Annotated in this window: 25 protein-coding genes and 1 tRNA gene; 10 read left to right on the forward strand and 16 right to left on the reverse strand. The window is 68.7% G+C overall.

The window, feature by feature from the left end; all coding sequences use genetic code 11:
* Window positions 1–19: 19 nt before the first annotated feature.
* The 5 genes from ACK8HH_RS03905 to ACK8HH_RS03925 all read right to left on the reverse strand — a co-directional run bounded on the left by ACK8HH_RS03905 (window position 20) and on the right by ACK8HH_RS03925 (window position 4,561).
* A complete protein-coding gene (locus ACK8HH_RS03905; protein ID WP_412475555.1) occupies window positions 20–1,498 on the reverse strand; it encodes a DUF222 domain-containing protein in 1,479 nt (492 codons plus the stop codon).
* A gap of 130 nt (window positions 1,499–1,628) precedes the next feature.
* The gene (locus tag ACK8HH_RS03910) at window positions 1,629–2,816 is read right to left on the reverse strand and encodes an ABC transporter permease (protein ID WP_045539191.1); all 1,188 of its coding nucleotides are present in this window, start codon (window positions 2,814–2,816) and stop codon (window positions 1,629–1,631) included.
* Window positions 2,817–2,820: 4 nt separating this feature from the next.
* On the reverse strand, window positions 2,821–3,711 hold the full coding sequence (locus tag ACK8HH_RS03915; protein ID WP_006894615.1) for an ABC transporter ATP-binding protein: 891 nt from the start codon (window positions 3,709–3,711) through the stop codon (window positions 2,821–2,823).
* Between the two features lie 9 nt (window positions 3,712–3,720).
* Entirely contained in the window at window positions 3,721–4,296 is a 576-nt protein-coding gene (locus ACK8HH_RS03920; protein ID WP_006894616.1) for a hypothetical protein, read from the reverse strand.
* The gene (locus tag ACK8HH_RS03925) at window positions 4,289–4,561 is read right to left on the reverse strand and encodes a helix-turn-helix transcriptional regulator (RefSeq protein WP_006894618.1); all 273 of its coding nucleotides are present in this window, start codon (window positions 4,559–4,561) and stop codon (window positions 4,289–4,291) included. Before ACK8HH_RS03925 ends, ACK8HH_RS03920 begins: the two co-directional genes overlap by 8 nt.
* A 97-nt stretch (window positions 4,562–4,658) precedes the next feature.
* Here ACK8HH_RS03925 and ACK8HH_RS03930 point away from each other — a divergent pair, with 97 nt between their 5' ends.
* Window positions 4,659–5,390, forward strand: coding sequence for an enoyl-CoA hydratase (locus tag ACK8HH_RS03930; protein WP_045539190.1), 732 nt, complete (start codon window positions 4,659–4,661; stop codon window positions 5,388–5,390).
* Window positions 5,391–5,406: 16 nt separating this feature from the next.
* Here ACK8HH_RS03930 and ACK8HH_RS03935 read toward each other — a convergent pair whose 3' ends face one another.
* Together ACK8HH_RS03935 and ACK8HH_RS03940 are read right to left on the reverse strand one after the other, a co-directional pair.
* Window positions 5,407–6,726, reverse strand: coding sequence for a D-arabinono-1,4-lactone oxidase (locus ACK8HH_RS03935; protein WP_412475556.1), 1,320 nt, complete (start codon window positions 6,724–6,726; stop codon window positions 5,407–5,409).
* Window positions 6,723–7,973 carry an alanine racemase gene (locus tag ACK8HH_RS03940; protein ID WP_412475557.1) on the reverse strand — a complete coding sequence of 417 codons (1,251 nt, stop codon included), beginning with the start codon at window positions 7,971–7,973 and terminating at the stop codon, window positions 6,723–6,725. The genes ACK8HH_RS03935 and ACK8HH_RS03940 overlap by 4 nt, the downstream gene beginning before the upstream one ends.
* Before the next feature lie 143 nt (window positions 7,974–8,116).
* Here ACK8HH_RS03940 and ACK8HH_RS03945 point away from each other — a divergent pair, with 143 nt between their 5' ends.
* The 3 genes from ACK8HH_RS03945 to ACK8HH_RS03955 are packed head-to-tail and all read left to right on the forward strand — an operon-like array spanning window position 8,117 to window position 12,015.
* Entirely contained in the window at window positions 8,117–9,169 is a 1,053-nt protein-coding gene (locus tag ACK8HH_RS03945; RefSeq protein ID WP_006894624.1) for an MBL fold metallo-hydrolase, read from the forward strand.
* Window positions 9,166–11,703: an HAD-IC family P-type ATPase gene (locus ACK8HH_RS03950; RefSeq protein WP_006894625.1), complete on the forward strand. Its 2,538-nt coding sequence runs from the start codon at window positions 9,166–9,168 to the stop codon at window positions 11,701–11,703. The genes ACK8HH_RS03945 and ACK8HH_RS03950 overlap by 4 nt, the downstream gene beginning before the upstream one ends.
* Before the next feature lie 51 nt (window positions 11,704–11,754).
* On the forward strand, window positions 11,755–12,015 hold the full coding sequence (locus ACK8HH_RS03955; RefSeq protein ID WP_039866711.1) for an antitoxin: 261 nt from the start codon (window positions 11,755–11,757) through the stop codon (window positions 12,013–12,015).
* 18 nt (window positions 12,016–12,033) lie between these two features.
* Here the strand turns inward: ACK8HH_RS03955 and ACK8HH_RS03960 are convergent, their stop codons facing one another.
* Complete coding sequence (locus ACK8HH_RS03960; RefSeq protein ID WP_412475558.1) at window positions 12,034–12,687, reverse strand: DNA-3-methyladenine glycosylase; 654 nt, start codon at window positions 12,685–12,687, stop codon at window positions 12,034–12,036.
* Between ACK8HH_RS03960 and ACK8HH_RS03965 the strand changes: the two genes are divergently transcribed.
* A complete protein-coding gene (locus ACK8HH_RS03965) occupies window positions 12,665–13,102 on the forward strand; it encodes an SRPBCC family protein (protein WP_006894629.1) in 438 nt (145 codons plus the stop codon). The two genes, ACK8HH_RS03960 and ACK8HH_RS03965, sit on opposite strands and share 23 nt — an antisense overlap.
* A gap of 24 nt (window positions 13,103–13,126) precedes the next feature.
* On the opposite strand, the gene ACK8HH_RS03970 is transcribed toward ACK8HH_RS03965, so the two are convergent.
* The 5 genes from ACK8HH_RS03970 to ACK8HH_RS03990 form a co-directional block, all read right to left on the reverse strand.
* Window positions 13,127–13,879, reverse strand: coding sequence for a hypothetical protein (locus ACK8HH_RS03970; protein WP_006894631.1), 753 nt, complete (start codon window positions 13,877–13,879; stop codon window positions 13,127–13,129).
* Window positions 13,876–14,925: a hypothetical protein gene (locus tag ACK8HH_RS03975; protein ID WP_082781319.1), complete on the reverse strand. Its 1,050-nt coding sequence runs from the start codon at window positions 14,923–14,925 to the stop codon at window positions 13,876–13,878. The genes ACK8HH_RS03970 and ACK8HH_RS03975 overlap by 4 nt, the downstream gene beginning before the upstream one ends.
* A 73-nt stretch (window positions 14,926–14,998) precedes the next feature.
* The gene (locus ACK8HH_RS03980) at window positions 14,999–15,535 is read right to left on the reverse strand and encodes a hypothetical protein (RefSeq protein WP_045539179.1); all 537 of its coding nucleotides are present in this window, start codon (window positions 15,533–15,535) and stop codon (window positions 14,999–15,001) included.
* 288 nt (window positions 15,536–15,823) lie between these two features.
* Window positions 15,824–16,711 (reverse strand): hypothetical protein, encoded by an 888-nt coding sequence (locus tag ACK8HH_RS03985; RefSeq protein WP_062367666.1) that lies wholly within the window; start codon window positions 16,709–16,711, stop codon window positions 15,824–15,826.
* Between the two features lie 79 nt (window positions 16,712–16,790).
* A tRNA-Arg gene (locus ACK8HH_RS03990) sits at window positions 16,791–16,863 on the reverse strand.
* Between the two features lie 211 nt (window positions 16,864–17,074).
* Here ACK8HH_RS03990 and ACK8HH_RS03995 point away from each other — a divergent pair.
* Entirely contained in the window at window positions 17,075–17,899 is an 825-nt protein-coding gene (locus ACK8HH_RS03995; protein WP_006894638.1) for an SDR family oxidoreductase, read from the forward strand.
* Window positions 17,900–17,904: 5 nt separating this feature from the next.
* Window positions 17,905–18,657: a precorrin-6A synthase (deacetylating) gene (gene cobF / locus ACK8HH_RS04000; protein ID WP_062367664.1), complete on the forward strand. Its 753-nt coding sequence runs from the start codon at window positions 17,905–17,907 to the stop codon at window positions 18,655–18,657.
* A 9-nt stretch (window positions 18,658–18,666) separates the two neighbouring features.
* On the opposite strand, the gene ACK8HH_RS04005 is transcribed toward cobF, so the two are convergent.
* Window positions 18,667–19,416 carry a 3'(2'),5'-bisphosphate nucleotidase CysQ gene (locus tag ACK8HH_RS04005; protein WP_412475559.1) on the reverse strand — a complete coding sequence of 250 codons (750 nt, stop codon included), beginning with the start codon at window positions 19,414–19,416 and terminating at the stop codon, window positions 18,667–18,669.
* 105 nt (window positions 19,417–19,521) lie between these two features.
* Here ACK8HH_RS04005 and ACK8HH_RS04010 point away from each other — a divergent pair, with 105 nt between their 5' ends.
* The gene (locus ACK8HH_RS04010; protein WP_346074687.1) at window positions 19,522–20,418 is read left to right on the forward strand and encodes an Fpg/Nei family DNA glycosylase; all 897 of its coding nucleotides are present in this window, start codon (window positions 19,522–19,524) and stop codon (window positions 20,416–20,418) included.
* Between the two features lie 48 nt (window positions 20,419–20,466).
* On the opposite strand, the gene ACK8HH_RS04015 is transcribed toward ACK8HH_RS04010, so the two are convergent.
* Both ACK8HH_RS04015 and ACK8HH_RS04020 read right to left on the reverse strand, forming a co-directional pair.
* A complete protein-coding gene (locus ACK8HH_RS04015) occupies window positions 20,467–21,669 on the reverse strand; it encodes a DUF4185 domain-containing protein (RefSeq protein ID WP_062367661.1) in 1,203 nt (400 codons plus the stop codon).
* Between the two features lie 114 nt (window positions 21,670–21,783).
* On the reverse strand, window positions 21,784–23,142 hold the full coding sequence (locus ACK8HH_RS04020; protein ID WP_412475560.1) for a DUF4185 domain-containing protein: 1,359 nt from the start codon (window positions 23,140–23,142) through the stop codon (window positions 21,784–21,786).
* 149 nt (window positions 23,143–23,291) lie between these two features.
* On the opposite strand from ACK8HH_RS04020, the gene ACK8HH_RS04025 reads away from it, so the two are divergent.
* Both ACK8HH_RS04025 and pgi read left to right on the forward strand, forming a co-directional pair.
* Window positions 23,292–24,032 (forward strand): SDR family oxidoreductase, encoded by a 741-nt coding sequence (locus ACK8HH_RS04025; protein WP_346074684.1) that lies wholly within the window; start codon window positions 23,292–23,294, stop codon window positions 24,030–24,032.
* A 45-nt stretch (window positions 24,033–24,077) separates the two neighbouring features.
* Complete coding sequence (pgi, locus tag ACK8HH_RS04030; protein ID WP_412475561.1) at window positions 24,078–25,775, forward strand: glucose-6-phosphate isomerase; 1,698 nt, start codon at window positions 24,078–24,080, stop codon at window positions 25,773–25,775.
* Window positions 25,776–25,788 lie beyond the last annotated feature (13 nt).

Consider the following 25,788-nt stretch of genomic DNA (forward strand, 5'->3'; position numbering starts at 1 on the left):
GCGCCAGCGGTGTGTCCGGTCAGGCGGCCAGGAGTGTGTCGAGGTAGTTCTCGATCCGGGATTCGCTGGGTTCGGGCGGCGGTTGGGGTTCGTGGTCCGGGAGTAGTTCGGCGTGGTGGATCTGGTTGATCCGCCATCCGGGCGGTCTTGTCCCGCCGCGGCTGGTGTTGCCGCTGGGTCGCCAGGCGACTCTGCCGGCGTGGGGTCCGTCGATCAGGATGGTGGTCTGCCATTGGCCGGGGCGGGGTCCGACGGAGCGGTTGTGGCGTCCGCATGCGGCGCCGAGGTGGTCGATGTCGGTGGGTCCGCCGTCGGCCCAGTCGGGGAAGTGATGGGCTTGGGTGCGGGTGAACGGGGCTGCGCAGCCGGGGGCGGTGCAGCCGCGGTCGCGGGCGAAGAGCATCAACCGCTGTGCCCGCGACGCGAGCCGGCGTCCCCGTCCGAGGTAGAGGGCTTGTCCGGTGTGGGCGGAGAAGACGGCCAGGTGCGGGGTCGCGGTGGCGGCGACTTCGATCAACTCCGTCACCGGCAGCCGGGTCCCGGTCGCGGTCAACGCGATCCCGGCGTGCTCGGCCAATTCGTGGTCGGTGACGGTGATGACCAGATCACCCGACCGCCGACCACCCCCAGCACCAGTGTGGGAGGCGCGCAGCAGGGCTTGCAGACCGTCGTGGGTGCGCTGCCCGGGTGTGCGGGTATCGCGTTCGACGGCGGCGGCGAGGGCGGCCGGGTCGGCCGATTCGACGGTCCCGGATGGGGAGTCGGGGTCGTCGGGGTTGTTCATTCCCGGTGCGGCCCACGACGGCAGTGCGGCTTCCATTTCCGCCCGCAGGGCCGGGGTGAGGTAGCCGCGGACTTTGCTCATCAGCCGCAGATCCTGGGGCAGGATCGTGAAGCCGCGCAGGCGTTTGCGGTCGCGTTCGTCGGTGACGGTTCCGTCCGGGTCCAGGTGTGCGAGCAGTCGGATGCCGGCGGTGCGGACACCGGCCGGACTCAACTCGCGGGCGACCCAGGCCAGCTGTGCCTCGGCGCGTGCTCGGGTGTCGGCGTCGATGGCGGTGGGGATCTTGTCCATGACGGCGTCGATCTCCCGGACGTGGTCGGCACCGATCGCACCCTCACCCACCGCGACCGCGGTCGCCGGCAGTACCGGTGGGCGGGTTTGGCCTTGTAGGTCGGTGAATCGTCCGATGCCGGCGGCGCTGACGCGTCGGGATCGGGCGGCACCGTCACCGAGCCGCAACCCCTGCGCCAGATACTGATGCACCGACAGGTACCCGGCTTTGCGATACACGGCCCGGTCGGAGACCTCCACCAACACTGCCGCGTCGACACCGTCGAGACGACGATGCGTGCGCTCGAGGGTCTCGACGGTTTCCAGCAGGGTGTCTTCGGCCACCGCGGACAGCGGCAGGGACGCGAACTTGGTCGCCGCAGCCTCCAACAGGCGGGCGAGGGCGGCCGGGTCGTCCGGCAGCAGCACTTCTGACGCGCCCATCGAACCCACCCCTCCACCTGCACAGTGCCCGAGAACACTTCTGGTGTGTTTCTATGTTCGAACTCTACCGCCGCCCTCTGACAAAACCTCTGGCAACCTCTGCTGCTCAAGCCGGGCGCGCAGCCTCGGCTCACTTCCGGCCCGACACCATCGCGGCCACCTCACCCCATTTGATGCGACTGCCGGTGCGCAGGATCGACCGCGTGTAGATCCGCGATGCGACCCAGACGGCGAGCAGGCAGGCGGCGACCATGATGGCGAAGGTGCCGATCACCTGCCCCGGATCGGTGTCTCCGGTCGCGATGCGGATGGGCATCAGCACTGCGCTGAACGGCGGGATCCAACTGAGCGTCTGAATCAGCGTGGAATCGAGTGCCTGGATGCCGAAGGTGCCGGAGTACAGTGCGGCGAGCACGAGGATCGTCAGCGGTGCCGAACTGGAGTTCAATTCCTCCTGCCGGCTCACCATCGCGCCGGTGGCCGCATAGAGCGCGGCGAAGAAGAGGAATCCGAGCAGGAACCACGCGATCACGGCGGCGAAGACGGTGGTCGCGGTGCCGGTCAGGGTGAGGAGCCCGGTGGCGCGGCCCGCGATGAGCGCGGTCGCTCCGATCAGCACCACCTGTGCCAGAGAGATGGCGCCGATACCGAGGATCTTGCCCCAGAGCAGCTGGAGCGGACGCACGGCCGACAGCAGCAGTTCGACGATGCGCGACGACTTCTCCTCCACCACGCCCACTGCCACCATCAGCCCGCCCATCATGATCGTCATGATCAGCAGGATCGATCCGATCAGGGCGACGGTCACACGCTGCGCCTCGTCGGGCTTCTCGGCCTGCGTCCGGTCCAGCGTGAAACGAGGCTGCGGCAGCGAGGCGGCGTCGACGCCGCGGGCGGACAGCGCCTCCGACAGATCTCGCTGGGCGACGGCACCGCGCAGGACGCCCTCGATCGTCGGATCCATGCCGTTCTTGCTGACGGCGGTGTAGGCACCGGGTCCGGTGACGATGAGAGCCGCGGCCAGATCCCCGTCGCCGACGGCCGACCGCGCCGCGTCGGCGTTCGGCAGCACTTCGGTCTCGATCCGCTGTCCGGCGGCGTCTCCGCCGGACTCGATGGTCGCCGACAGTCCGGCGTCTGCGCCGACGATCCCGACCTTGTCGACGCTGTCGCCGCCGGACAGTGCGGACCAGACGATGGCGCCGATGATGATCACCGCCATCATCACGCCGGTCGAGATGATGAACGACTTCTCGCGCGCGCGGGTGTTGATCTCGCGCCCGGCGACGAGCTTGATGTTGTTCAACGTGGAATTCATTTCGTCACACCAACTCTCGGAACAGCTCGGTCAGGGAAGGGGCGGTGGTGGCGAACCGGTGCACTGGGCCGGCGGCCATCGCGGCGGTGAGAATCTGCTGGTCGTCGGTTCCGTGGTCGATGTGCAGCACGGCCGAAGCGTCGCGGTACTCCACATCGGTGACGCCCGGCAGGCCGTCGGCCCAGCGGGTCTCCGACCGTGGGCCGCGCACCTCCAAGCGAAGGCCGTCGCGGGCACGGAGGTCGTCGACGGTGCCGAGTGCCTTCATCACCCCGCCGGAGATGACGCCGACTCGGTCGCAGAGACGCTCCACCAGGTCGAGCTGGTGCGAGGAGAAGATGACCGGGATGCCCTGCGCGGCCTTGTCGGTGAGGACTTCGCTCATCACGTCGACGGCCACCGGATCGAGCCCGGAGAAGGGCTCGTCGAGCACCAGCAAATCGGGGTCGTGCACCAGTGCGGCGGCCAGCTGCACGCGCTGTTGGTTGCCGAGCGAGAGGTCGTTGACCTGGTCGCCGAGCCGACCGTGGATGCCCAGCCTGCGAGTCCACTTCTCGGTCGCGTCGGCGGCCTCGGACTTCGACAATCCGTGCAGCCGTGCGAGGTAGGCGAGCTGATCGCCGACCTTCATCTTCGGGTAGAGACCGCGCTCCTCGGGCATGTACCCGATCCGCTTGCGGCCGTCGAAGTCGATGGGCGCGTCGCCGAGCCGCACGTCGCCGGAATCGGCGGCCAGCACGCCGAGCACGATGCGCATCGTGGTCGACTTGCCTGCCCCGTTGCTGCCGACGAATCCGAAGATCTCGCCCGGCGCCACGGAGAAGGTGACATCGTCGAGCGCCCGCACGGAGCCGTACGACTTGGCGAGGTGATTGATGTTCAGTGCTTGTGGCACGGGGATCTCCTAGATCTCGTCGCTGGAGTGTTCGGGTTCGGGGTCCTGCATCCACCAGGACATGAGGACGTCCGGAACGCAGGAGAGCGCGTACACGGACGCGATCAGCAGCCACGCGATCGACATGACGGTCTCACCGGAGACGTAGTCGCGGTAGCCGAGGACGATGAGGATGGCGTAGACGACCATCATCGGCGGCAGGAGCAGGTTGTAGCTGAGCGCGCGGGCGGCGTTGCGCTGAGTCAGCTGCAACTCGTCGAGGGTGTCGGCGGGTGCGCCCGCGATGGATTCGGTGACCACTCGCAGCATCATCAGCACCACGAGGGAGGTCACCAGGCCGATGGCGAAGGGCACGGCCGACCACAGCGGCGCCCAGAACGATGCGATCGAGGAGATCACCACCACGCAGAGCAGGATCAGCAGGACCGACGACAGCAATCGTCGGCCGCGGCGGTTGCGAAGGCCGGGCAGCCACGTGCCGGTGGTTCGGACGAAGGTGTCGTGGCGTCGCGCCGCCGACCGGCTGTACCGCCGCACCCATTCGGGGATGGCGGAGTCTGGAAACACGTAGTTCGGGTCATGCATGGTCGGGTCCCCCGTACAGTTCCGTCGACATGGCGGTGAACTCGGTCCGGCTGAAGACCGCTTCGACCGGCAGGCCGAAGACGTCGCAGATCCGGAACGCCAGGTCGAGGCTCGGATAGTTGTCGCCACGTTCCAGCGCGCCGACCGACTGAACATTGATGTCGACCAGTTCGGCCAACTGCGCCCGTGACATCTTCCGCTCCGCGCGCAGAACGGCGATGCGGTTGTAGATGGGGAGCTTGGGTCCCCGCCTGATCGGACTCACAGAACACAGTGTTGGGAAAACACAACAAATTGTCAATGGTTCAGTATCAAGTCGGGCCCGGAGGGCACCGCTGAAGCGCGGTGGATAGCATGCCCGCATGATTGTGAGCAGCACCGTGGGATCCGTGACGACCATCGAACTCGCCCGCGAGGAGAAGCGGAACGCCCTCGATCAGGACATGGTCCAGGGCCTCTCGGAGGCGTTCACGGCCGCGGTCGACGGCGGCGCCCGCGCCATCGTGCTCACCGGTCGGGGCAATGTCTTCAGTGCTGGCGCCGACCTCTCCGGTCCCGTCTACGACCAGTCGTTCCTGGACCGGCTCGTCGCACTCATCGAGCAGATCGAATCGACTCCCGTCCCCGTCATCGCCGCACTGAACGGCGCCGCGCTCGGAGCCGGATTGCAGCTGGCGATGGCGGCCGATCTCCGGGTGATGGCCGATGTGGCGTTCGCGGGGATTCCGGCGGCAAAGATCGGCGTCGCCGTCGACGAGTGGACCATCAGGAGGCTCGTGTCGCTGGTGGGTGCGGGCCAGGCGCGCGGGATGCTGCTCGGCTGCGAGCCGCTCTCGTCGGACCGTGCCCTCACGCTCGGCTTCGCCAACAGGTTCGGTGATCTGGCCGTCGCCCAGAAGTGGGCCGCCGAGATCGCCGAGTACGCGCCGCTCACCCTGCGGCACTACAAGCTCGTGCTCACCGGAGACGGAGCGCGAGACGACGCGCCCGAGGAACGAGCGGCCGCCATGCGCGCGGCGTGGCTCAGCGAGGACGTTCAGGAGGCCCGTGCCGCGCGGGCGGAGAAGCGTGCCCCGGTTTTTCGGGGACGCTGAGTTTCAGGGGCGCTGATCAGTCGCCGAGGGTCTGCCGCAGATAGGGGTTCGCGAAGGTGCGGTTCGGATCGAAGTGATTCCGGACGGCGAGGAAGTCGTCGAACTCGGGATACACACTGCGGAGGTACTCCGCGTCGCGGGTGTGCATCTTGCCCCAGTGCGGCCGGCCGCCGTGCGCGACCATGATGTCCTCGACGTCGCGGAAGTAGGCCTCGGAGTCGCGCACGTCGTCGCGGTGATAGCGGTGTACCGCGATGTAACCCGATGCACGGCCGCTCGCCGTCGAGAGCATCAGGTCGTCGGCCGCGGCCGCGCGCACCTCGACCGGGAAGCTCACCTTGTGCCTGCGCCGGTTGATGGTGGCACGCAGTTCGCGCAGCGCCTCCGGTACCGCTTCGAGGGGGATCGCGTACTCCATCTCGCGGAACCGAACGTTGCGTGCGGAGATGAAGATCTTGTCGGAGCGGTCGGTGTATGTGCGCGCCGACAGCGCCCGCCCCGACACCTGATTGATCGCGGGGACCACGCGCGGTTGGGTGGCGCTGAGCGTGCACAGCACCCGGAACATCCCGTTCGAGAGCAGTTCGTCGTCGATGTAGCGGCGTATCTTGGACGGTCCGTTCGCGGGGGTGCCCGCGGGCAGCCGGGTGTTGGTCTTGGTGAGGGTGCGGGTGGTGTGCGGGAACCAGTAGAACTCGTAGTGATCCACGGAGGCGACTCGATCGAGGAAGCCGTCGATGGTCTCGTCCGCGTCGGCGGGTGCCTCCACCGCTTCGATCGCGAAGGCGTCCACCAGCTGGAGCGTGACATCGGTCAGCACGCCGAGTGCGCCGAGGCCGAGAGCTGCGGCCTTCAGGTCGGGGTCGTCCTCGCCGACGGTGCGGACCTGCCCGGTTCCGTCGACCAGCGTGACGCCGCGGATCTGCGTCGAGGTGCCTCCGAACGCCCCGCCCGTGCCGTGTGTGCCGGTGGACGTGGCGCCGGAGACCGTCTGCCGGTCGATGTCGCCGAGATTGGTCATCGCCAGACCCAGCGGCTCGAGCATCGCCGGAATCTGGTGCAGATGGGTGCCGGCTCCGAGGGTGATGCGTTTGCGGTCGGCGTCGACGGCGCGAACGCCCTGGAATCCCGACATGCCGATCTGGATGCCCGGTGCGACGGCGATCTCCGAGAAACTGTGGCCTGCGCCGACCGGCTTCACCGTCTCACCGCGTTCGGCCGCGGCCCGGACGGCGGCGGCCAGTTCGTCGACGCTCTGCGGGACGACGAGCCTGCTGGGGGCGCAGTGCGCGGTCCCGCCCCAGTTCGTCCACGTACCCGATGCCGCTCGGCTCACAAGAAACACTTCCCTTCTCCACGGTAGGTCGGAACCACCTCGACGACGTCCGCACGCCCGGCGGAGTCTCGTTCGATGAGGGCCACCGACTCCGACCTCTCGCACACTTCACCCGACTTGGTGTGCCGGAACCACACCCTATCGCCGACCGTCAGCGACCGTGCGGCCGAACCGCGCAGCGGAGTCTGCACCTCGCCCGCGGCCTCGGTGCCGATGAACTGCAGGCCGGCGGGCCAGACCGGCTTGGGGAGACGGTCGGGTCCCGGGGGGCCGGAGGCGATCCATCCACCCCCGGCACATGTCACGATTTCGTCGTCGGGACGGCGCAGAACGTCGAGTCCGAAGGACAGCGCGGGCGCCGGACGGAAGTGCCTGTACGTGTCGAAGAGATGTCCGCCGAAGAAGCCGCTGCCCGCGGCGATGTCGGTGATCGCCCGGTCCTTGGCCGTCTCCTCCAGCGATCCGGTGCCGCCGGCGTTGACGAACTCCAGGTCGGCCACCTCGCGCAGCGCCGCGATCGCCTTTCCGCGGCGGCGCCGCAGTTCCAGCATCGACACCGCCTGCATGGTCTGCACCGCGGTGTTGGTCAGGAGCTTGCCCGCGACCTCGTTTCCGACCCCCGCGACCTGCGCTTCGTACGACATCGCGCCCACCAGACGGAACCCGTCGCGCGCGACGACCGTGCGCGCCAGGGAGCGTGCCTGCTCCACGGTGTGAACGGGGGAGCGGCGGACCCCGACGTGGACGTGGCCGGCGGCGGCGCGCAGGGAGGCGTCGAGGTCGATCGCGATCCGGACCTCCGGTCGCCGCCCTGCGGCGGCGACGTCGTCGACGATGTCGAGTTGAGCCGGGTCGTCGATGAGCAGGGTCACCCGCTTGCACGCCGTCTCGTCGGCCAGCAGCCGTTCCAGGGCGCCCCGTCTGACCGTCGGGTACCCGAGGAGTACGTCGGTGATCCCGGATTCGGTGGCCAGCCAGTGCGCTTCGGCGACGTCGTAGGCCAGGACGCCGGCGAATCCGTCGCGCCCGAGGACGTCGTCGATGACCGAGCGCACACGCAGCGACTTGCTGGCCACCCGGATCGGGACGCCCCCGGCGCGGGCGCGCAGATCGGCGATGTTGTGTTCGAGTGCCCCGAGATCGAGTGCGAGCACAGGGGAGTCGAGTCCGGCGCGGCGCACCGCGTCGTCGATCCCGCCCCAGTAGTCCGCGGGATCGGTGACGTACGGGCTTCGCGTGGGCGGCATGGCGCGGCACTCCTTGTGTAGAACTCCGGCGGTTTCGACAACGATTACGCTAGACAAGCGTGAGGACACTGGGAAACACCGTCGCCGAAAGCGCTTCGGCAGTACAGGCGAGACTCGCGCGGACGGCACGGATCTTGCCGCCCGTGCACGCGGTGGGCGCGAGCCGCGAACAGATCGCACCGATGACCGCGGCTTCGCGGTTCGCGACGGACGGAGTCTTCGCCAACCGCGAGGCCGCCGCTCAGGTCCAGGGCCCGGACATGTCGGTGATGATCGACATGATGCGGCGTCGGGGGAGGCCCGGCCACCGCGTCCCGGTTCTGCGTCCCGAGTTCTCCGGCGAACCCGGTGCGCTGTCGGCCACCTGGCTGGGCCATGCGAGCATGGCCGTCGAACTCGACGGCGTGCGGATCGTCACCGATCCGGTGCTGTCCGACCGTTGCTCGCCCTCGCAGAGCATCGGTCCCCGGCGCATGCACCGGGCGCCCCTGACGGCCGGCGAGCTGCCCCCGCTCGACGTCGTGCTGATCAGCCACGATCACTACGACCATCTGGACACCCCGACGGTGCTGACCATCGCGCTGACACAGCCGAACGCGATCTTCGTCGTGCCGATCGGTGTCGCGGCGCATCTGATCTCATGGGGCGTCGATGCCGCGCGCATTCGGCAGGCCGACTGGTTCGAACAGGTGGATCTGACGGTCCGCGGCACCACGATCAGCTTCCACGCGGTGCCCGCCCGGCACTTCTCGGGCCGTGGACTCTCCCGCAACCTGACCCAGTGGGTCAGCTGGGCGGCCGTGGGACCGCAGCACCGCTTCTTCTTCTCGGGCGACACCGGATTCACGGAGAGCTACGCCGACACCGGCGCGGCGCTCGGCCCGTTCGATCTCAGCCTCGTGGCCGTCGGCGCCTACGATCCCGTGTGGCCGGACGTCCACGTCGACCCGGAAGAGGCACTCGTGGTCCATCGACTGCTGAACGGCGACGAGCGCGACGCGCTCTTCGTCCCGATCCACTGGGGTACGTTCAATCTCGCGCGGCACTCGTGGGCCGACCCCGTCGGCAGACTCACGACCGAGGCGGACCGGGTGGGCGTCGACATCTGCGTGCCGCGGCCCGGCGCCACGCTGGTCGCGCACAGCCGCAGCGGCACAGCCTTTTCCGATCCGACCTGGTGGGAGCGATCCGCATGACCACATCGACGACCACCGAGCGCGATCCGGGGCTCACCGACGAGCAGGTGGCCGCACGCGTCGCGGCGGGGCAGGTCAACGTCACCTCCGACAAGTCGGGCCGCTCGGTCGCCGACATCGTCCGGGCCAACGTGTTCACCAGGATCAACGCAATCCTCGGGGTGCTGTTCCTGATCGTCGCCGCCACCGGCTCGTTCATCAACGGACTGTTCGGGCTGCTGATCGTCGCCAACAGCGGCATCGGCATCATTCAGGAGGTCCGCGCCAAGCGCACCCTCGACCGGCTGGCGATCGTCGGACAGACCAGACCGGTGGTCCGGCGCAACGGAATCGCCGCCGAGATCCCCTCGGATCAGGTGGTGCTGGGCGACGTCATCGAACTCGGTCCCGGCGATCAGGTGATCGTCGACGGCGAGACCATCGAGTCGGAGTCGCTCGACATGGACGAGTCGCTGCTCACCGGCGAGGCGGACGCCGTCGATAAGTCTCTCGGCGACGAGATCATGTCCGGCAGCTTCGTGGTGGCCGGCTCGGGTGCGTATCGCGCCACCAAGGTCGGCGCTGATTCGTACGCCAACAAGCTCGCCGCGGAGGCCTCGAAGTTCTCGCTCGTGTCGTCGGAGCTGCGTTCGGGAATCGATCAGATCCTCCGGGTGATCACCTGGCTGCTGATCCCGGCGGGCATCCTGACGATCATCAACCAGCTGTTCATCAGCCAGAACGGGCTGCGCACCGCACTGCTGGGCATGGTCGCCGCGCTGGTTCCGATGGTGCCCGAAGGCCTCGTGCTGATGACGTCGATCGCCTTCGCGGTCGGTGTGGTCCGCCTGGGGCAGCGGCAGTGCCTGGTGAACGAACTCCCGGCCATCGAAGGTCTGGCGCGCGTCGATGTGGTGTGCACCGACAAGACCGGCACGCTGACCGAGAACGGCATGCGGCTGTCGGAGGTGCGGATCGTGGCACCCGGCTCGGGTCCGGGCGCGGTGAAGCAGGGGGATGTGGAAGCGGCCCTCGCGGCGATCGCCGCGCACGATCCGCGGCCCAACGCCAGCATCGCGGCGATCCAGGAGGCGTTCCCGGACGCTCCCGAGTGGTCGACCTCCGCGGTGCTGCCGTTCAGTTCGGCCAACAAGTTCTCGGGCATGTCGTTCATCGACGCGTCCGGCGTCTCGGTGGGGAACTGGCTGATCGGCGCACCCGACGTATTGCTCGACCCCGACAGCGACACGGCCCGGCTGGCGTCCGACCTCGGATCGACCGGATTGCGGGTGCTGCTGGTCGCGACCACCGATGTTCCGGTCGATACCGAGCCGACGGCCGACACGGCGGTGCCCGGAACGCTCGTGCCCACCGCCCTGGTGGTGTTGGAGCAGCGTGTGCGACCCGACGCCCGCGACACCATCGAGTACTTCGAGTCGCAGAATGTCGCGGTCAAGATCATCTCCGGCGACAACGCCCGATCGGTGGGCGCCGTCGGGGAGTCGCTGGGACTCGGCTCGCCCGAGACCGCCGTCGACGCTCGCGAGTTGCCGACCGACGACGCCGAACTGGCCGGTGTGATCGCCGACCACGATGCCTTCGGCCGGGTGCGCCCGGACCAGAAACGCGCGATGGTCAAGGCCCTGCAGTCCAAGGACCACACCGTCGCGATGACCGGCGACGGCGTCAACGACGTGCTCGCGCTCAAGGACTCCGACATCGGCGTCGCGATGGGTTCGGGTTCGTCGGCCGCGCGTTCGGTGGCGCAGATCGTCCTGCTGGACAACAAGTTCGCGACGCTGCCCTACGTGGTCGGCGAGGGCCGCCGAGTGATCGGCAACATCGAGCGTGTGTCGAACCTGTTCCTCACCAAGACGGTGTACGCGGTGCTGCTGGCGCTGCTCATCGGCGGCGCGGGGCTGCTCGCCAAGGTGATGGGCTGGGCGTCGATCAGCTACCCGTTCCAGCCGATCCATGTCACCATCTCGGCCTGGTTCACCATCGGGGTGCCTGCCTTCATCCTCTCGCTGGCGCCGAACAACGAGCGCGCTCAGCCGGGCTTCGTCCGCCGGGTGCTGACGCAGGCGGTGCCGAACGGCATCATCGTGGGCCTGTCCACATTCGTCTGCTTCCTGCTGGTGAACCGCGACTACTCCGCGGCCCTGGGCGGGTACGTCGCGAACGCGGCGACCCGGCCCTCCGACGGGATCGCCGCCGTCGCCAACGCCACGCAGACCGTCGGCGCGGTCCAGACGCAGGCTGCCACGGCCGCGCTCGCGACCATGATCGCGGTCGCGGTGTACGTGCTCGTGGTGGTCGCGCGTCCCTACAACTGGTGGAAGATCCTGCTGCTCGCGGTCTCGGTCGGGATGTACGTGCTGATCTTCATGCTTCCGCTGAGCCAGCGGTGGTTCCACCTCGACTCGTCGAACGGTCCGATGATGGCGGTCGCGGGAGTGTGTGCGGTCGTGGGCATCGTCGCGGTGGAGGTCTCCACACGCGTGCTCGACGGCGTGCTGAATCGGCGGTCGCGCACCGCTGAACCGCTGGTGTGACTGGACCGCCGGTGTGACGCGCGCCCGACTGAGTCGACGTACCATCGGCACATGGATCTCAAAGGACTCGTGGACAAGGCCAAGGACGCGCTGAAGTCGAACCCCGATCTCATCGAGAAGGGCGGCGACCTCATCGACAAGGCCACCGGCAACAAGTACGCCTCGCAGGTCGACAAGGCTCAGGACGCCGCGCGCAAGGCGGTCGGTGCCGAGCAGTCGAAGCCCGAGGACCGCAGAGCCGAGCACGCCCCGGCCGAGCAGCCCCAGGCCGAACAGGCCGAACCGCCGAAGGGCGAAGGCCCGGCCCAGTAGGCAACTCCCGGGGGTCGGTCAGGCCCGTGGATGCCGCCGGTACGCCGACACCGACGGCTCGCCGTCGATCCAGAACCGCCACGGTCGGTCGGCGGCGAGCCGGACGCCCACGCGCGGCCCGGCGATCACGTGCCCGCCGGCGGTCGGATCCGACGCCGGGTCGGCGGGCAGCAGGTGCACGCCGACCGGATCGAGCAGATCGGTGTCGAGGTCGGCTTTGGTGATTCCGAGTGCGCGGGTGAGATTGCCCGGGCCGCGTGCGAGGAGATGATCGGCGACGCCTCCGCGGCGGTCGCGGGCCGCCTGCACTCCGTCGATCACCGCGCCGGCTCGGATCAGCACCGCCGAGCCCTGCCCCTCCGGACTGGTGACCACGTTCGCGCAGTGGTGGGTGTGGATCTGATACACGTACAGGCGGTTCGGCGGACCGTACATGATCTCCGACCGCGGCGTCCGGGTGAACGCGTGCGAAGCGGGGTCGTCGGGCCCGTTGTAGGCCTCCACTTCGGTGATTCGCACCGACACGCCGTGCCCCACCAGGACACGGTTCAGGAGCGACCGCGCCGCCGCGAGGATCGTCGGCTCGGGTGCCGTCCCGGCGTGGTCCGGATCTACCTGTGACGCGCGGTGGCGGTTAGTCTCTGTACTCATGGCAAAGACCAGTGACTCCATTCATGTCGCGCTCTCCCCGGAAGACGCCTTCAAGTGTGCCGCCGATCTCGCCCGGTACGACGACTGGCTGGTCCTCCACGACGGCTGGCGCAGCCCGCTGCCCGCCCCCGACGACCTCAAGAAGGGCACCGCGGTCTCGTCGGTGGTCTCCGTCAAGGGGGCGCGCGTGCGGTTCGCGTGGGAGATCGAGAAGCTCGACCGGCCCGGCGAGGTCGTGCTCAAGGGTAACGGCAAGGGCGGAGTGAAGGCCAAGATCAACCTGCTCGTGAAGCCGGAGGGCGACGGCTCCCGGGTCACGTTCCTCATCGACCTCGGCGGTCTGCCGCTGATCGGACCGGCGGGCAAGGCCGCGGCGATGGCGGTCAAGGGCGACATCGAGAAGTCGCTCGTCAAGTTCAACGAATTGTTCGGCTGAGCCCGGCAGAGCGGAGCCGACCGATCAGTACGCCGACACGGTGATCGTTCCCGTGTAGGTGCACATCGAGGCGCCGTTCGGGTAGGCGACGGTGAGCGCCGGAGTCCAGGTGCCGGTGTTGAGAACACCGTTCAGCCCAGATCCGCCGCTGGTGAACACGGTCTTCGGCGACGCGAGCGTCTGCGGGCCGGTCGCGGTGCCCGCGACGCCGGCGGGCGCCGTCGCACTGTAGGTGACCTGCGATTTAGGAATCACTGCGCCGTTCGGGCAGGTGAAGTCCGTCGAAGACGCGCTCGCGGACCAGCCCTGTCCCTGCCACGTACTCACCGTGACGGCGGGCAGGATGCCGGTGGCGCTGGTGGCGTACGGCACGATGGTCCCGTAGGAGCCCGCCGAGACCGACAGATCCGATGCCGCCGACGGCGCGACGGCGGCGCGTCCGTGTTTCACGTCCTCGGTGGACGGGTTCGAGGAAGTCGTCGAGGTCGCCGGGGACACCGACGACGGGGGACGGCTGGTGGCGGCCTCGGGGGTGGTCTCGGTGATGGGCTCAGTGGTCTCCGCGGTAGGCGTGACAGTCGGCTCCGCGGTCGGAACCACGGCCGTCGTGTCCGGAGCCGGCGACTCGGAGAACTGCGCATCCGCGGAATCGGCCGGCGACGTCGTCGACGTGGTCGATTCAGAGGGTGTGGCCGAGGCGGGGCAGACGCCGACAGCCAACACTCCGGCAGTCGCGAGGGCGACGGTGCCGAGCGCGGCCCTCAGTGCGCTGTTCACACGGACTCTCCCGGCCCGGACGACGATCCCCGGCGTCGTCGGAGCAGCCACGCGGCGATGCCCGCCAGTGCTGCGGCGGCGATGACGACGATCGTGACGATCAGCGCGGTGTTCGACGATCCTTCGGTCTGATCCGACTGGTCGAAGCTGATCGATGCGGTCGAGTCGTGCGTGTGCACCCCGCTCTCCAACTGCACCTCGGCCTTCCACGGGCCGTCCGGGAGCTGTGCGCTGTTCGGGACTGCGAACACGACGTCGGCCGACTCACCCGGAGCGATGGTCATGCCCTTCGACGAGACCGCCTTGGCGGAGAGCCCTCCGGGTCCCTCACTCAGCTTCAGGGTGCCGGTGACGTCGACGGCGCGCCCTCCGGTATTCGTGACGTGGGCGGTCACTTCGGCGCCGTTGTCCGCACCGCGACGTCCCTCGAGCTTCTCGATCGCGAAGTCCGACGGCGGGCCGTTGCCGGGTCCGGTGGAGAGGTACATGCGGACGCCGACACGGGATGCGAGGCCGATGCCGGTCTCCTTGTTCTGGTTCGGCACCGTGGACGCCCAAATGACGCCGTACTGCTCCATCTCCGGCGCGTCCTTGGGTACGGCGATCGTCACCGCGACTCTGGCCTTCTGTCCCGGCGCGAGGTTCAGATTCGGCTTGTCGACGCTCGTCCACGACGTCAGGAGGTTCTTCGTCCCCGGCTCGCCCGGGACGAAGCTGCCGTCGACGATGCCGGCCGGTCCCGGGTAGACGGCGATCTTCATCGCGGTGTCGGTGCCGTTCGTCACCTGGACATGGCGTGTGATCGTGGTGCCGGGGTTCAGGTTGTCGATGATGTAGAGCTGCGCCCGAGGATCGTCCTTCGACTTCGCGGGGACGTCGAGCAGTCGGATACCGATGGAACCGTCCGGCGTTCCGCGGTCGGCCGGTGCCGTCGACGATCCGGGCGCGGCACCGGCGACGGCGGGACCGGTGAGGAGGACGACACCGGTCAGGAGGGCCGCTGTCAGCGTCGCGAGAAGTGCACGGAGGGAGGAGGTGGGGCGCATGCTGGGCTTTCGAGTGCGGTGGCCGGGACACGCGCGGTGCGTGTCCCGGCCACGAGGTTCTAGCCTGTCGGGGTCAGGCGACGGAGACGGTCACGGTGCCGGAATAGCTCCCAATCGGCAGACCGCCGGTGGGGAAGTCGACCGTCAGAGCCGGACTCCAGGTGATGATCTCGAGCGGCCAGGTGAGGCCGGTCCGGGTGACGACGGTAGCGGGGGATCCGAGGCTCTTCTCTCCCTGCCCGGTGACGTCGCCGCCGCCGACCTTGCCGATGATCGCGTTCGCCTCGTACTTCACGTCGGAGGCGGGAATCGTGACGCCCTGACCGGTGAAGTCGGTGGAGGATGCCGTGGTCTCCCAGGAGCGGGGAGAGCCATTGCGATTGTCGGTCACCGAGGCCGTCGGGAGGCCCCCGGTCGCCAGGGTGCCGTTCGCGTTCGGGACGATGGCGCCGAGCGGCCCCGCGGTGATCGACAGATCGCCGCCCTGGCCGGCCACGACGAAGGTCACCTGGGTGTCGGCCGATGGTGCGGCCTCGGCAGCGCCGGAGGGGACGAGGATTCCGGCGGCGGCAGCGGCGGCCACCGCCGTGACGAGTGGGAGTTTGCGCATGTTTCGGGGCTCTCTGGTGATGTGGCCGATCGGGTGGGAGGAACCTCGGCGACCTGATCGGGTAGACGGCGAGGTGTGCCCGACAGGCGGGCGCGCCGACGGATGTCAGCGCGTGAAACATAACGCGATGTGCCGACTATGAAGCGGGGTCGTGCCGCACTTCGTGTGATCGTCGGACAGTTCCTGTGCCGCAGTGCCGGCCGGTGGCACAAATCGGCGGTTCCGCCGCCGTGTGGAGAGCCGCCGTGTGGTGGTGCGTCCTCGGGGGCGCGGCCCGGATCGACGGTGTCAGTCCCCAGCCGGCGCGAAGCCGCCTTTATCTGCGGTCGGGGCAGTGGCGAACCAGAGGTCGGGTGTCACTGACGCATACTCGGCGTCGCCCGGCCGGTAGTACAGGCCCGCTTCGACGATCGCCTTGATCGGGTACCCGTCGGGTGCTTGCATCGGATCGTTCGGCAGCGGGCGCGACGCCCCGATCGGCAGCGGCACCTCTCCGCCCTGGGAAGGGACTCGCGCGCCCGGCCGCACGGGCACCTCGGCGGCCTTCGCCGCTGCGGCGGCCGCCTCGGCCCTCGCGATCGCGTCCGCGGCGCTCGTCTCCCGGCCGTCCGCCAAGGCCCGCAGCCGGTCCGCGCGCTCGTCGGTGACCGGAGGGAATCCCGGTCCGGTCGCCGGGGTGTAGGTCTTGTAGTTGTAGGAGTTCAGGCCGCGCAGCCACGCCAGCATCAGGCCGACGAGCGGGATCAGCAGCAGGAGCATCCACCACCAGGCGGAGATGCCGTCGGTGGAGTCGTCTGCTTCGGCGACGGGGTGGACGGCAGATGCCGGAACGTCGACGTACGTGGCGCCGACGAACGGCTTCACCATCACGACGCCGTTCAACGGCTCATGACCGTCCTCACGCATTGTGCGTTCGGGGTCGGAGAAGACGTTCTGCGCGCCCGACTCCGCGGTCCACACGATAACGCCGTTCTCGTACAGCTGCCGGTAACCGTCGCCGGTCCGGACCAGATCGCCCTGCTGCTCACCGAGGGAGTCCTCCATGGTGACCGAGAGTTGGTTGATCGCCTGCCGTGCGTCGTCGCGCGTGTCGGCGTGAGCGGGGGCCGGAACCGACAGCGCGGCGGTGACCGCGACGGCCAGTCCGAGGGTGAGTGCGCGGATTCGCGACGTCATCACTGAGAGATCCTCCTGAGCTGAACAGCACTGCGGGTGCTTCGCTCACGACTCTAGACACAGCACTCTGGACACTGCGTGCTCCCGGTAGGATTCGAACCTACGACACCCGCTTTAGGAGAGCGGTGCTCTATCCCCTGAGCTACGAGAGCGGGGACCGCGGTGAGCGTCATCGGTTCGCCGCCGGCCCGGTCGGCGGCCGAGATGGGGACGCGGTCGCCGACGAGGAGAAGTCTACGTCACCGGCTCGGCTGCGACGCCGAGCGCCTCTGCTCCTCCGCACCCGCGACGCTCACTCCACATCGCCGGTGTCCGGACCGGTCGTTCGCCCCGCGGCCCGCTGTCCCGGCTACCGTAGGTGCCATGACCAAATCGATCACCGGGCAGCGGACTGTGCTGGTCACCGGAGCGAGCAGCGGAATCGGGGAGGCCGTGGCGCGACAGTTCGTGGCGCTCGGACACAAGGTGTACGGCACCAGCCGCAACCCGGACTCGGTGCGCAACCCGATCCCGGGCGTCACGTACCTGCGCCTCGACAACGAGGACTACGCGTCGGCCACCGAGTGCGCCGAGGCTGTCGGCGATCTCGACATCCTCATCAACAACGCGGGAGAGAGTGCCGCGGGTGCCTTCGAGGACACGCCGATGGACGCCGTCGAGCACCTGTTCAAGGTCAACGTCTTCGGGCCGGTCGCGCTGACGAAGGCGGTGCTGCCGCGTATGCGCCATCGTCGCACCGGGACCATCGTGATGGTGGGGTCGATGCTCTCGAGCTTCCCGGTCGCGTTCCGCACCAACTACGCGGCCACCAAGTCGGCGCTCAAGGGCTACGCGATGGCGCTGCGCCGCGAGGTGGCGCCGTACGGAATCCGCGTCACCACCGTCGAACCCGGCACCATCGCGACGGGGATCGGCGAGCGGCGCACCATCCACATCAAACCCGACTCGGTGTACCGGGAGGAGTACGAGACCCTCGCGGCGGCGACGCGCCGCAATGAGGCGAAGGGGATCTCGGCGGCGTCGATGGCGCAGGAGATCGTCGAAGCCGCGCTCGCGGAGCACCCGCGACCGCTGTACGCCCGCGGCAATCGGGCGCCGATCGTCTTCGCACTGCGGCGTCTGGTTCCGCGTCAAACGGTGCTCGACCTCACCGCGCGCATCCACGGCTTGAAGAAGGTGCGGCTCTGAACGCCGTGTTGCTGCGCGTCATCGGGATCGGACCGGGGTCGCCGCGCCAGATCACACTGGAGGCGGTGGACGCTATCGGCGCCACGGACGTCTTCTTCCTGCTCGACAAGGGCTCTCGCACAAGCGAACTGACCGCCCTCCGGGAGCAGTTCCTGACCGAGCACGGTGCGCCCGGACATCGCGTGGTGGCGATCGCCGACCCGCCGCGCGATCGTCGTCCCGACGATTATGAGGCCGAGGTCCGGCGCTGGCACGCCGCGCGCGTCGACGCGGTGCGAGCCGCGGTCTCCGAGCATCTGCGTCCCGGCGAGACCGGCGGTTTCCTGGTGTGGGGCGATCCCGCGCTGTACGACTCCACACTCCGCATCCTGGACCAGCTCGCCGCGCGCGACGACGTCTCCGTCGAGGTCGAGGTGATCGCCGGTGTGACGAGCGCGTCGGCGCTGACCGCCGCGCACGGGATCGTCGCGCACGGCATCGGCGAACCGATCCTGACCACCACGGGCCGCCGGCTCTCGGCCACGCCCGCGGGTGCCGACGCCAATCAGATCGTCATGCTCGATTCCGACCTCGCCTTCCGCGAGACGGCCGCACCCGACGACCTGGTGTACTGGGGCGCCTACCTGGGCACCGAACACGAGATCCTGGTGAGCGGCCGGGTGGCGGACGTGACCGCGGAGATCGAGGAGAAGCGGGCGCGAGCGCGTGAACGGCTCGGCTGGATCATGGACATCTACCTGTTGCAGAAGGCTCGCTGAGCGGCCCTCTCACCAGGGTGTCGCGACCGCCTCGAGAACGGCGTCGGCGATCTCCGTGCGGCAGATGACGAAGTCGGGCATGTACGGCTGCGGGTTGTTGTAGACGATCGGCCGTCCGTCGAGCCGGCTGCAATGCAGTCCCGCCGCCAGCGCGACGCCGACCGGCGCGCAGTTGTCCCACTCGTACTGGCCGCCGGAGTGCACGTAGGCGTCGACATCGCCGCGGACCACGGCCATCGCCTTGGCGCCCGCCGAACCGATGCGGATCGCGTCCATGCCGAGCCGATCGGCGACCGCCGCGGAATGATACGAGTGTCCGTACCGCGACACCGCGAGTCGGCCCGTGAGCGGCCCGTGAGTGGCCGGTACGTCGTCGCTGCGGAACACCTCGTTCTTCGCCGGGAGCGACACCGCGGCCGCGGCCGGCGTGCCGTCCACCGCGAGCGCAACGTGCACCGCCCAGTCCGATGTACCCATCGCGAACTCGCTCGTGCCGTCGAGCGGATCGATGATCCACACCCGCCCGGCGCGCGAGCGGTCGCCGACGTCCTCGGCCTCCTCCGAGAGCACGGCGTCCCGTCCTCGGTGCCTGCGCAGGACGGTGGAGATCCATGCTTGCGCCAGTGCGTCTCCCACATCGCCGACCAGGGGGCCGGTGAGCAGATCCCGGTGGCGGATGCCCAGGAGGATCTCGCCCGCGCCTTCGGCGATAGCGGCGGCGAGTTCGGCGTCGGACATCGCGGGAGGGGACGGGCGCATTCTCTAACTAGAACACACGGGCGCAGGCTGGAGCACCCGGCGGATTTCCGGTCGGGTCGGTCCGGCTCACGTGAGAAAGTCCGACCCGTGGCGCACACTGGGGGCATGCCGGAGCTTCCCGAAGTGACCGCCATCGCGACGTACCTCGACTCGCGGGCCGCCGGCCTGCCGATCCGGCGGGTCGACGTCGCCTCGCTCGCCGTGCTCAAGACCGCCGATCCGCCGTACACGGCGCTGACGGGCCGCATCGTGTCGAGCGTCGACCGTATCGGGAAGTACCTGGTGATCCGGACCGCGCCCGGGCCCGCGGACGGCGGTGCCGCGGTCGACGACGAGATCGACCTGGTGATCCACCTGTCCCGTGCCGGGTGGGTGCGTTGGAGCGACTCGCTCTCGCAGACTCCGCCGAAACCGGGAGGCAAGGGCCCCATCGCGCTGCGCGTTCACTGCGGGCTGCCCGGTGAGGGATTCGACGTCACCGAGGCCGGGACGCAGAAGCGGCTGGCGGCCTGGATCGTCCGCGACACCGCAGAAGTGGAACGGATCGCCGGCCTCGGGCCCGACGTTCTGGCGCTGGACCGCGACCAGTTCGCCGCAATCCTCGCCGGCAGCAGCGCGCGGATCAAGAACCTGCTGACCGATCAGCGGGTCGTCGCCGGCGTGGGCAACGCCTACTCGGACGAGATCCTGCACACCGCTCGGCTGTCGCCCTTCGCCACGTCGAAGAGCCTCTCGGACAAGCAGATCGACGACCTGTACCGGGCCGTCCGCTCGGTGCTGCACGATGCGATCGAACGGCTCGAAGGACAGGAGGTGGCCCGCCTCAAGTCGGAGAAGCGCACCGGGCTTCGGGTCCACGCGCGCACCGGCCTGCCCTGTCCGGTGTGCGGCGACACCGTCCGTGAGGTGTCCTTCGCCGACCGCTCGTTCCAGTACTGCCCGACGTGTCAGACGGGCGGCAAGGTGCTGGCCGACCGCCGGATGTCGCGGCTGCTGAAGTAGGCGATCGACGCGGGTGGCCGCTGCGCTCCGGGCCGTCGACCGCCGCTCCTACACCCGCGTACGCACTAGGAGCACGTTGTAGTCGTCCCAGCGGCTCGCGTTGAAGTAGAGATCGGGACCGGTGCCGCGCAGGGCGGGTGAGTTCGGGAGCATCATCGGCGCGTACAGATCCAGGCTCGCCGGAGCGATCCGGCGCGGGCCGCTCCACGGGCCCTGCGGAGACGGTGCCGTGCGCATCAGCACGCCGCGCGGGCTGTCGAGCATCACGTACTTGTTCAGGAAGGGACTCCAGGCCACCGACAGTTCAGTGACCGGTCCGCGCACCACCGGTCGCGCGGCGTCGGGCGACGGCGCCCAGACGCGCCCGGTCCAGTACTGATACCTGCCGAGGTCGAGGATGTCGGAGGGCCGGAAGCGAGCGACGTACGCGGAACCGAAGCGGCCGTTCGGGGTGCCGTACTGGTAGATCCAGCCGGCGTCGGCGCCGCGCCCCTTCACGTAGGCGCTCTGCTGGAAGTGCGCGTCACCGGCCCGGATCGACGGCGAGCCCGCTCCGGTGGGCACCGTGACTCCGGCATTGACGCGGATGGTGTTCTGCGGGGTGGACCAGGTGCGGCCGTTGTCGTTCGAGACCGCCGTCGCCGAGTAGTTCGTGTACCAGACACTGGGCGGGCCCCAGGCTCGGACCGACATGTAGTTGACGTACTGTCGGCCGCCGATCGAGATGCCGGCGGTCGGAATCGTGGTCTTCTCGATGCCGTCGAACCCGAGCGCGCCGAACATCTGGCCGGCGTAGCCGCTGCCGTCGAGGCGCAGCGCGTCGGACAGGTTCCGGTCGGACGACCGCAACAGCGCGTTGTGGCGCCACTGCTGATCGCCGGTGAGGCAGTTGCCGAAGGTGTCGCCGAAAGCGAGGAGCGTCTGCCCGCGGCCGTTGTCCCAGGCGACTCCGACATCGGTGCCGGAGACGCCGAACCGTCCGAAGGTCCTATTGGGGCTGCGGGGACCGGTGACCCACGCGACGGTCGCGGTGGTCCCGTCGTCGTAGGCGGGCATGGCCTTCTGCGGACCGGCCGGGGCACCGCCGCGGGGCAGGAACTTGCCGATCACGGGAATCGGGACCACCGGGCCGCTGTTGCTGCAGGCGCGAGCGTCGGCGGGTGCGGTCACCGACAGTGCCGCCGCCGCGGCTGCGGCCGTGATGACACAGGCGGTGAGCATCTGGAGCGTTCGGAGTCTCAGACGGCGCATGGTTCCTCATCTGTGGCTGGAGTGCTTACCGTGCCTCTCTTTGGTAACAGGCGGGTTCGGTGCTCGTACCGCGATACGGCACGGGTGCCGCTGACCCGAGTGAAATGGGCGATATCACCGTGACAGGCGAGTTCGCACCAACGCGACGTTGTAGTCGTCCCATCGGCTGCCGTGGAAGTAGAGGTCGGGTCCGGTGCCGGTGAGCGCGGGCGACTGGGGGAGCATCATCGGAGCGTAGAAGCCCAGCGTCCCGGGGACGAGCAGCCTGGGTGCGCTCCACGGTCCTTCGGGATGGTCGGCGGTCCGCATCTGGACCCCGGTGGTGGGACTGTGCAGCATCACGTACTTGTTCAGGAACGGACTCCACGCCACCGACAGTTCGGTGACCGGTGCGGGAAGGACCCTCCCGGCGGAGCCGCCGGGGATGTCGTCGATGGAGTCGGACCAGCCACTGCCGGTCCAGTAGTGATAGCGGCTCAGGTCGAGGACGTCCGACGGCCGGAATCGGGCGAGGTAGGCGCCACCGAACCGGCCGTTCGGGGTGCCGAACTGATACACCCAGCCGTCATCGTCGCCGTGCCCCTTCACGTAGGCGGCCTGCTGGAACTTGCTGTCGTTGGCGTGAACAGACGGCCATCCCTCCGGGATGGGCAGCGAGACGCCGGCGTTCACGCGGATGGTCGCAGGTGGCGTGGTCCAGGTCTGTCCATTGTCGGAGGAGACGGCGGTCGCGGAGAAATTGGTGTCCCACTGGCCGGGGAGTCCCCACTTCCGGACCGACATGTAGTTCAGGTACTGCTTGCCGTCGATGGCGATCGCAGATGTGGGGATGGTGGTGACCTCGACGCCGCTCCAGCCGATCGCGTCGATCATCTGACGGGCGAAGGCCGGCGCGTCCGCGGCCACCGAAGCGCCGGAGTGGACGTCGCCCGGAACGCCGTCCGGCACGGTGAGTCCGTTCGTCAGGTCGTCGTCGGTGGTGCGGAGCAGAACGTTGTGCCGCCACTGCCTGCCCGGTGCTGTGCAGTCACCGAATGTGTCGCCGAAGGCCAGGAGGGTCTGGCCCGCGCCGTTGTCCCAGGCGATGCCCAGATCGGTGCCCGAGATGCCGAAGCGGGTGAAGGTCCGATTCGCGCTGCGGGGTCCGGTGGTCCACGCGACGGTGCGGGTGATTCCGTTGTCGAAGTGCGGGAGTGGGCCCTGCGGACCTTGCGCGGCACCCGAACCGGATCCCGACGAACCCAGCGAGCCAGATGAGCCCGGCGATCCTGATGAGCCCAGCGATCCGGTGTCGAAGAAGGGCAGGCTCGACCCGTTGCCCTGGGTGCCGCAGGGTGCCGCGGCGGCGTCTCCGGCTCCCGGAACCGTCACGAGGACGGCCGCGGTGATCGTCGCAGCCGTCGCGGCCGACACAGTGAGGCTGCGGAAGCGGAGGAGGCTGCGGAAGGGAAGGAGGCGGCGGAAGGGAGGCATGGGCTCACTCCTGTTACGCAAGGTGAAATTGTGATGGAAGTTACTAGAGTGACGTTGATTGTCTCATCTCGTCGGTTCGCCGCGCAACGGCGCGTCCGGCCGATCACGCCGCGGTGCCGACCCTCGTCACGGCCGGTAGATTCGGCTGCATGGTTCGCGAGAAGATCATCATCACCGGTGCGAGTTCAGGTCTCGGAGAGGGGATGGCCCGCGAGTTCGCGGCCCGCGGCCGCAGTCTGGGACTCGCGGCGCGACGGATCGATCGGCTGGAATCGCTTGCCGGGCAACTCGAATCATCCGCGCGCCGGGTGGCAGTCAGGCAACTCGACGTGACCGACGCGGATGCGGTCCCAGTGGCCTTCGAGGCGCTGTCGGAGGACCTCGGCGGTGTCGACCGGGTGATCGTGAACGCCGGGCTCGGCAAGGGTGCTCCGATCGGAACCGGACACGCCGCGGCCAACATGGAGACCGTTCAGACCAATCTCGTCGGTGCGCTCGCGCAAGCCGAAGCGGCGATGGAGATCTTCCGCAGGCAGAACGCAGGACACCTCGTCCTGGTGAGTTCGATGAGTGCGGTCCGGGGCCTGCCGAAGGCTCAGACCGCGTACTCGGCCTCGAAGGCAGGAGTCTCGGCCCTCGGACAGGGGCTCAGAGCCGAACTCGCGGGAAGCCCGATCACGGTGACGGTGCTGCTTCCGGGTTACATCGAGACGGACATCAACCGCGGAGTGAAGACCTCGATGATGACCGACACCGAGCGCGGGGTGAAGGCGATGGTCGCGGCGATCGAATCCGAACGCGCCCGCGCGGCGGTTCCGGCGTGGCCGTGGACGCCGATCTCGTGGGCGCTGCGCTACCTGCCGGAGTCGCTCTCGGCGAGGCTGATCTGAGCCACACCTCGCCAGGAACTCGTTCGACCGAATAATGTGGGGACAATGATGACGAATCTGCGTGGACGGCTCGACGGGACGGACGATTTCGACATCACATCGACTGTCTCGTGGCACGCTCTGGCTGCTCACCAGCAGCATGTGTACTCGCTGCACCTGCGTGAACTCTTCGTGATGGATCCTGATCGCGGACGTGATCTGACGGTCGACGCCGCCGATCTGCACATCGACTTCTCCAAGAACCTGATCACCCGGGAGACCGTGGAACTGCTCGCGGCACTCGCCCGTGAGGCCGGTGTGGAAGAGCAGCGCGATGCCATGTTCGCCGGGGCGCATCTGAACACCTCGGAAGACCGTGCCGCGCTGCACATCGCGTTGCGGCTCCCGCGCGACGCCGAACTCGTGGTCGACGGCCAGGACGTGGTGGCCGACGTGCACGCGGTCCTCGATGCGATGGGCGAGTTCACCGACCGGGTGCGCAACGGCGAGTGGACCGGCTACACGGGCAAGCCGATCACCGACGTGGTCAACATCGGTATCGGGGGCAGCGACCTCGGTCCGGTCATGGCGTACGAGGCGCTCCGCCACTACCGTCATCCGGGGATCGCCGGGCACTTCGTCTCCAACAGCGACCCGTCCGATCTGGTGTCGGTGCTCGAGGGACTCGACCCCCAGACCACGCTGTTCGTCGTCTCGTCGAAGACCTTCACCACCCTCGAGACCATCACCAACGCGACCGCGGCGAAACGGTGGCTGCTGCGTGAGCTCGGGGTCGACGGGGCCGACTCGGACGCGGTCGCCAAGCATTTCGTCGCCGTCAGCACCAACACCGACGAGGTCGCGAAGTTCGGTATCGACACCGCCAACATGTTCGGATTCTGGAACTGGGTGGGCGGCCGCTACTCGATCGACTCGGCGATCGGGCTGTCGTTGATGATCGCCATCGGCCGTGAGCTGTTCGGCGAATTCCTCGCCGGTTTCCACGCGATGGACGAGCACTTCCGGACCGCGCCGCTGGAGCGGAACGCGCCGGCGATCCTCGCGCTGGTGGGTCTGTGGTACTCCAACTTCTGGGATGCGCAGTCGCAGGCCGTGCTGCCGTACTCCGACGACATGGCTCGGTTTCCGGCATACCTGCAGCAGCTGACGATGGAGTCGAACGGGAAGTCGGTCACCGCCGCCGGACATCACGTCACCTCGCCGACCGGCTCGATCTACTGGGGTGAGCCGGGGACCAACGGGCAGCACGCCTTCTACCAGCTCCTGCATCAGGGGACCTGGCTGATCCCGGCCGATTTCATCGGGTTCGCGCAACCGCTCGACGATCTGCCCGCGGCCGACGGACGCTCGATGCACGACATCCTGATGAGCAACTTCTTCGCACAGACGCAGGTGCTCGCCTTCGGCAAGACCGCCGACGACATCGCCGCCGAGGGGGTGCCGCCGAAGCTGGTGCCGCACAAGGTGATGCCCGGAAACCGCCCGTCGACGTCGATTCTGGCGCCCAAGCTCACGCCCTCGGTCCTCGGACAACTGATCGCACTCTACGAGCACGAGACCTTCGTGAAGGCGATGATCTGGGGGATCAACCCCTTCGACCAGTGGGGTGTGGAACTCGGGAAGAAGCAGGCCGTCGATCTGCTCGGCGTGATCAGCGACGACGCCGCGCCTGCGCCGCTGCCGGACTCGTCGACCGACGCACTGGTGCGCTGGTACCGCACCGAACGCGGCCGGCCGTCCTGAGGCCGCCGGAAGG

Origin of the sequence: Gordonia sp. LUNF6, assembly GCF_047041125.1 — a bacterium.
In the GTDB taxonomy this organism is placed as follows: Bacteria; Actinomycetota; Actinomycetes; order Mycobacteriales; family Mycobacteriaceae; genus Gordonia; species Gordonia sihwensis.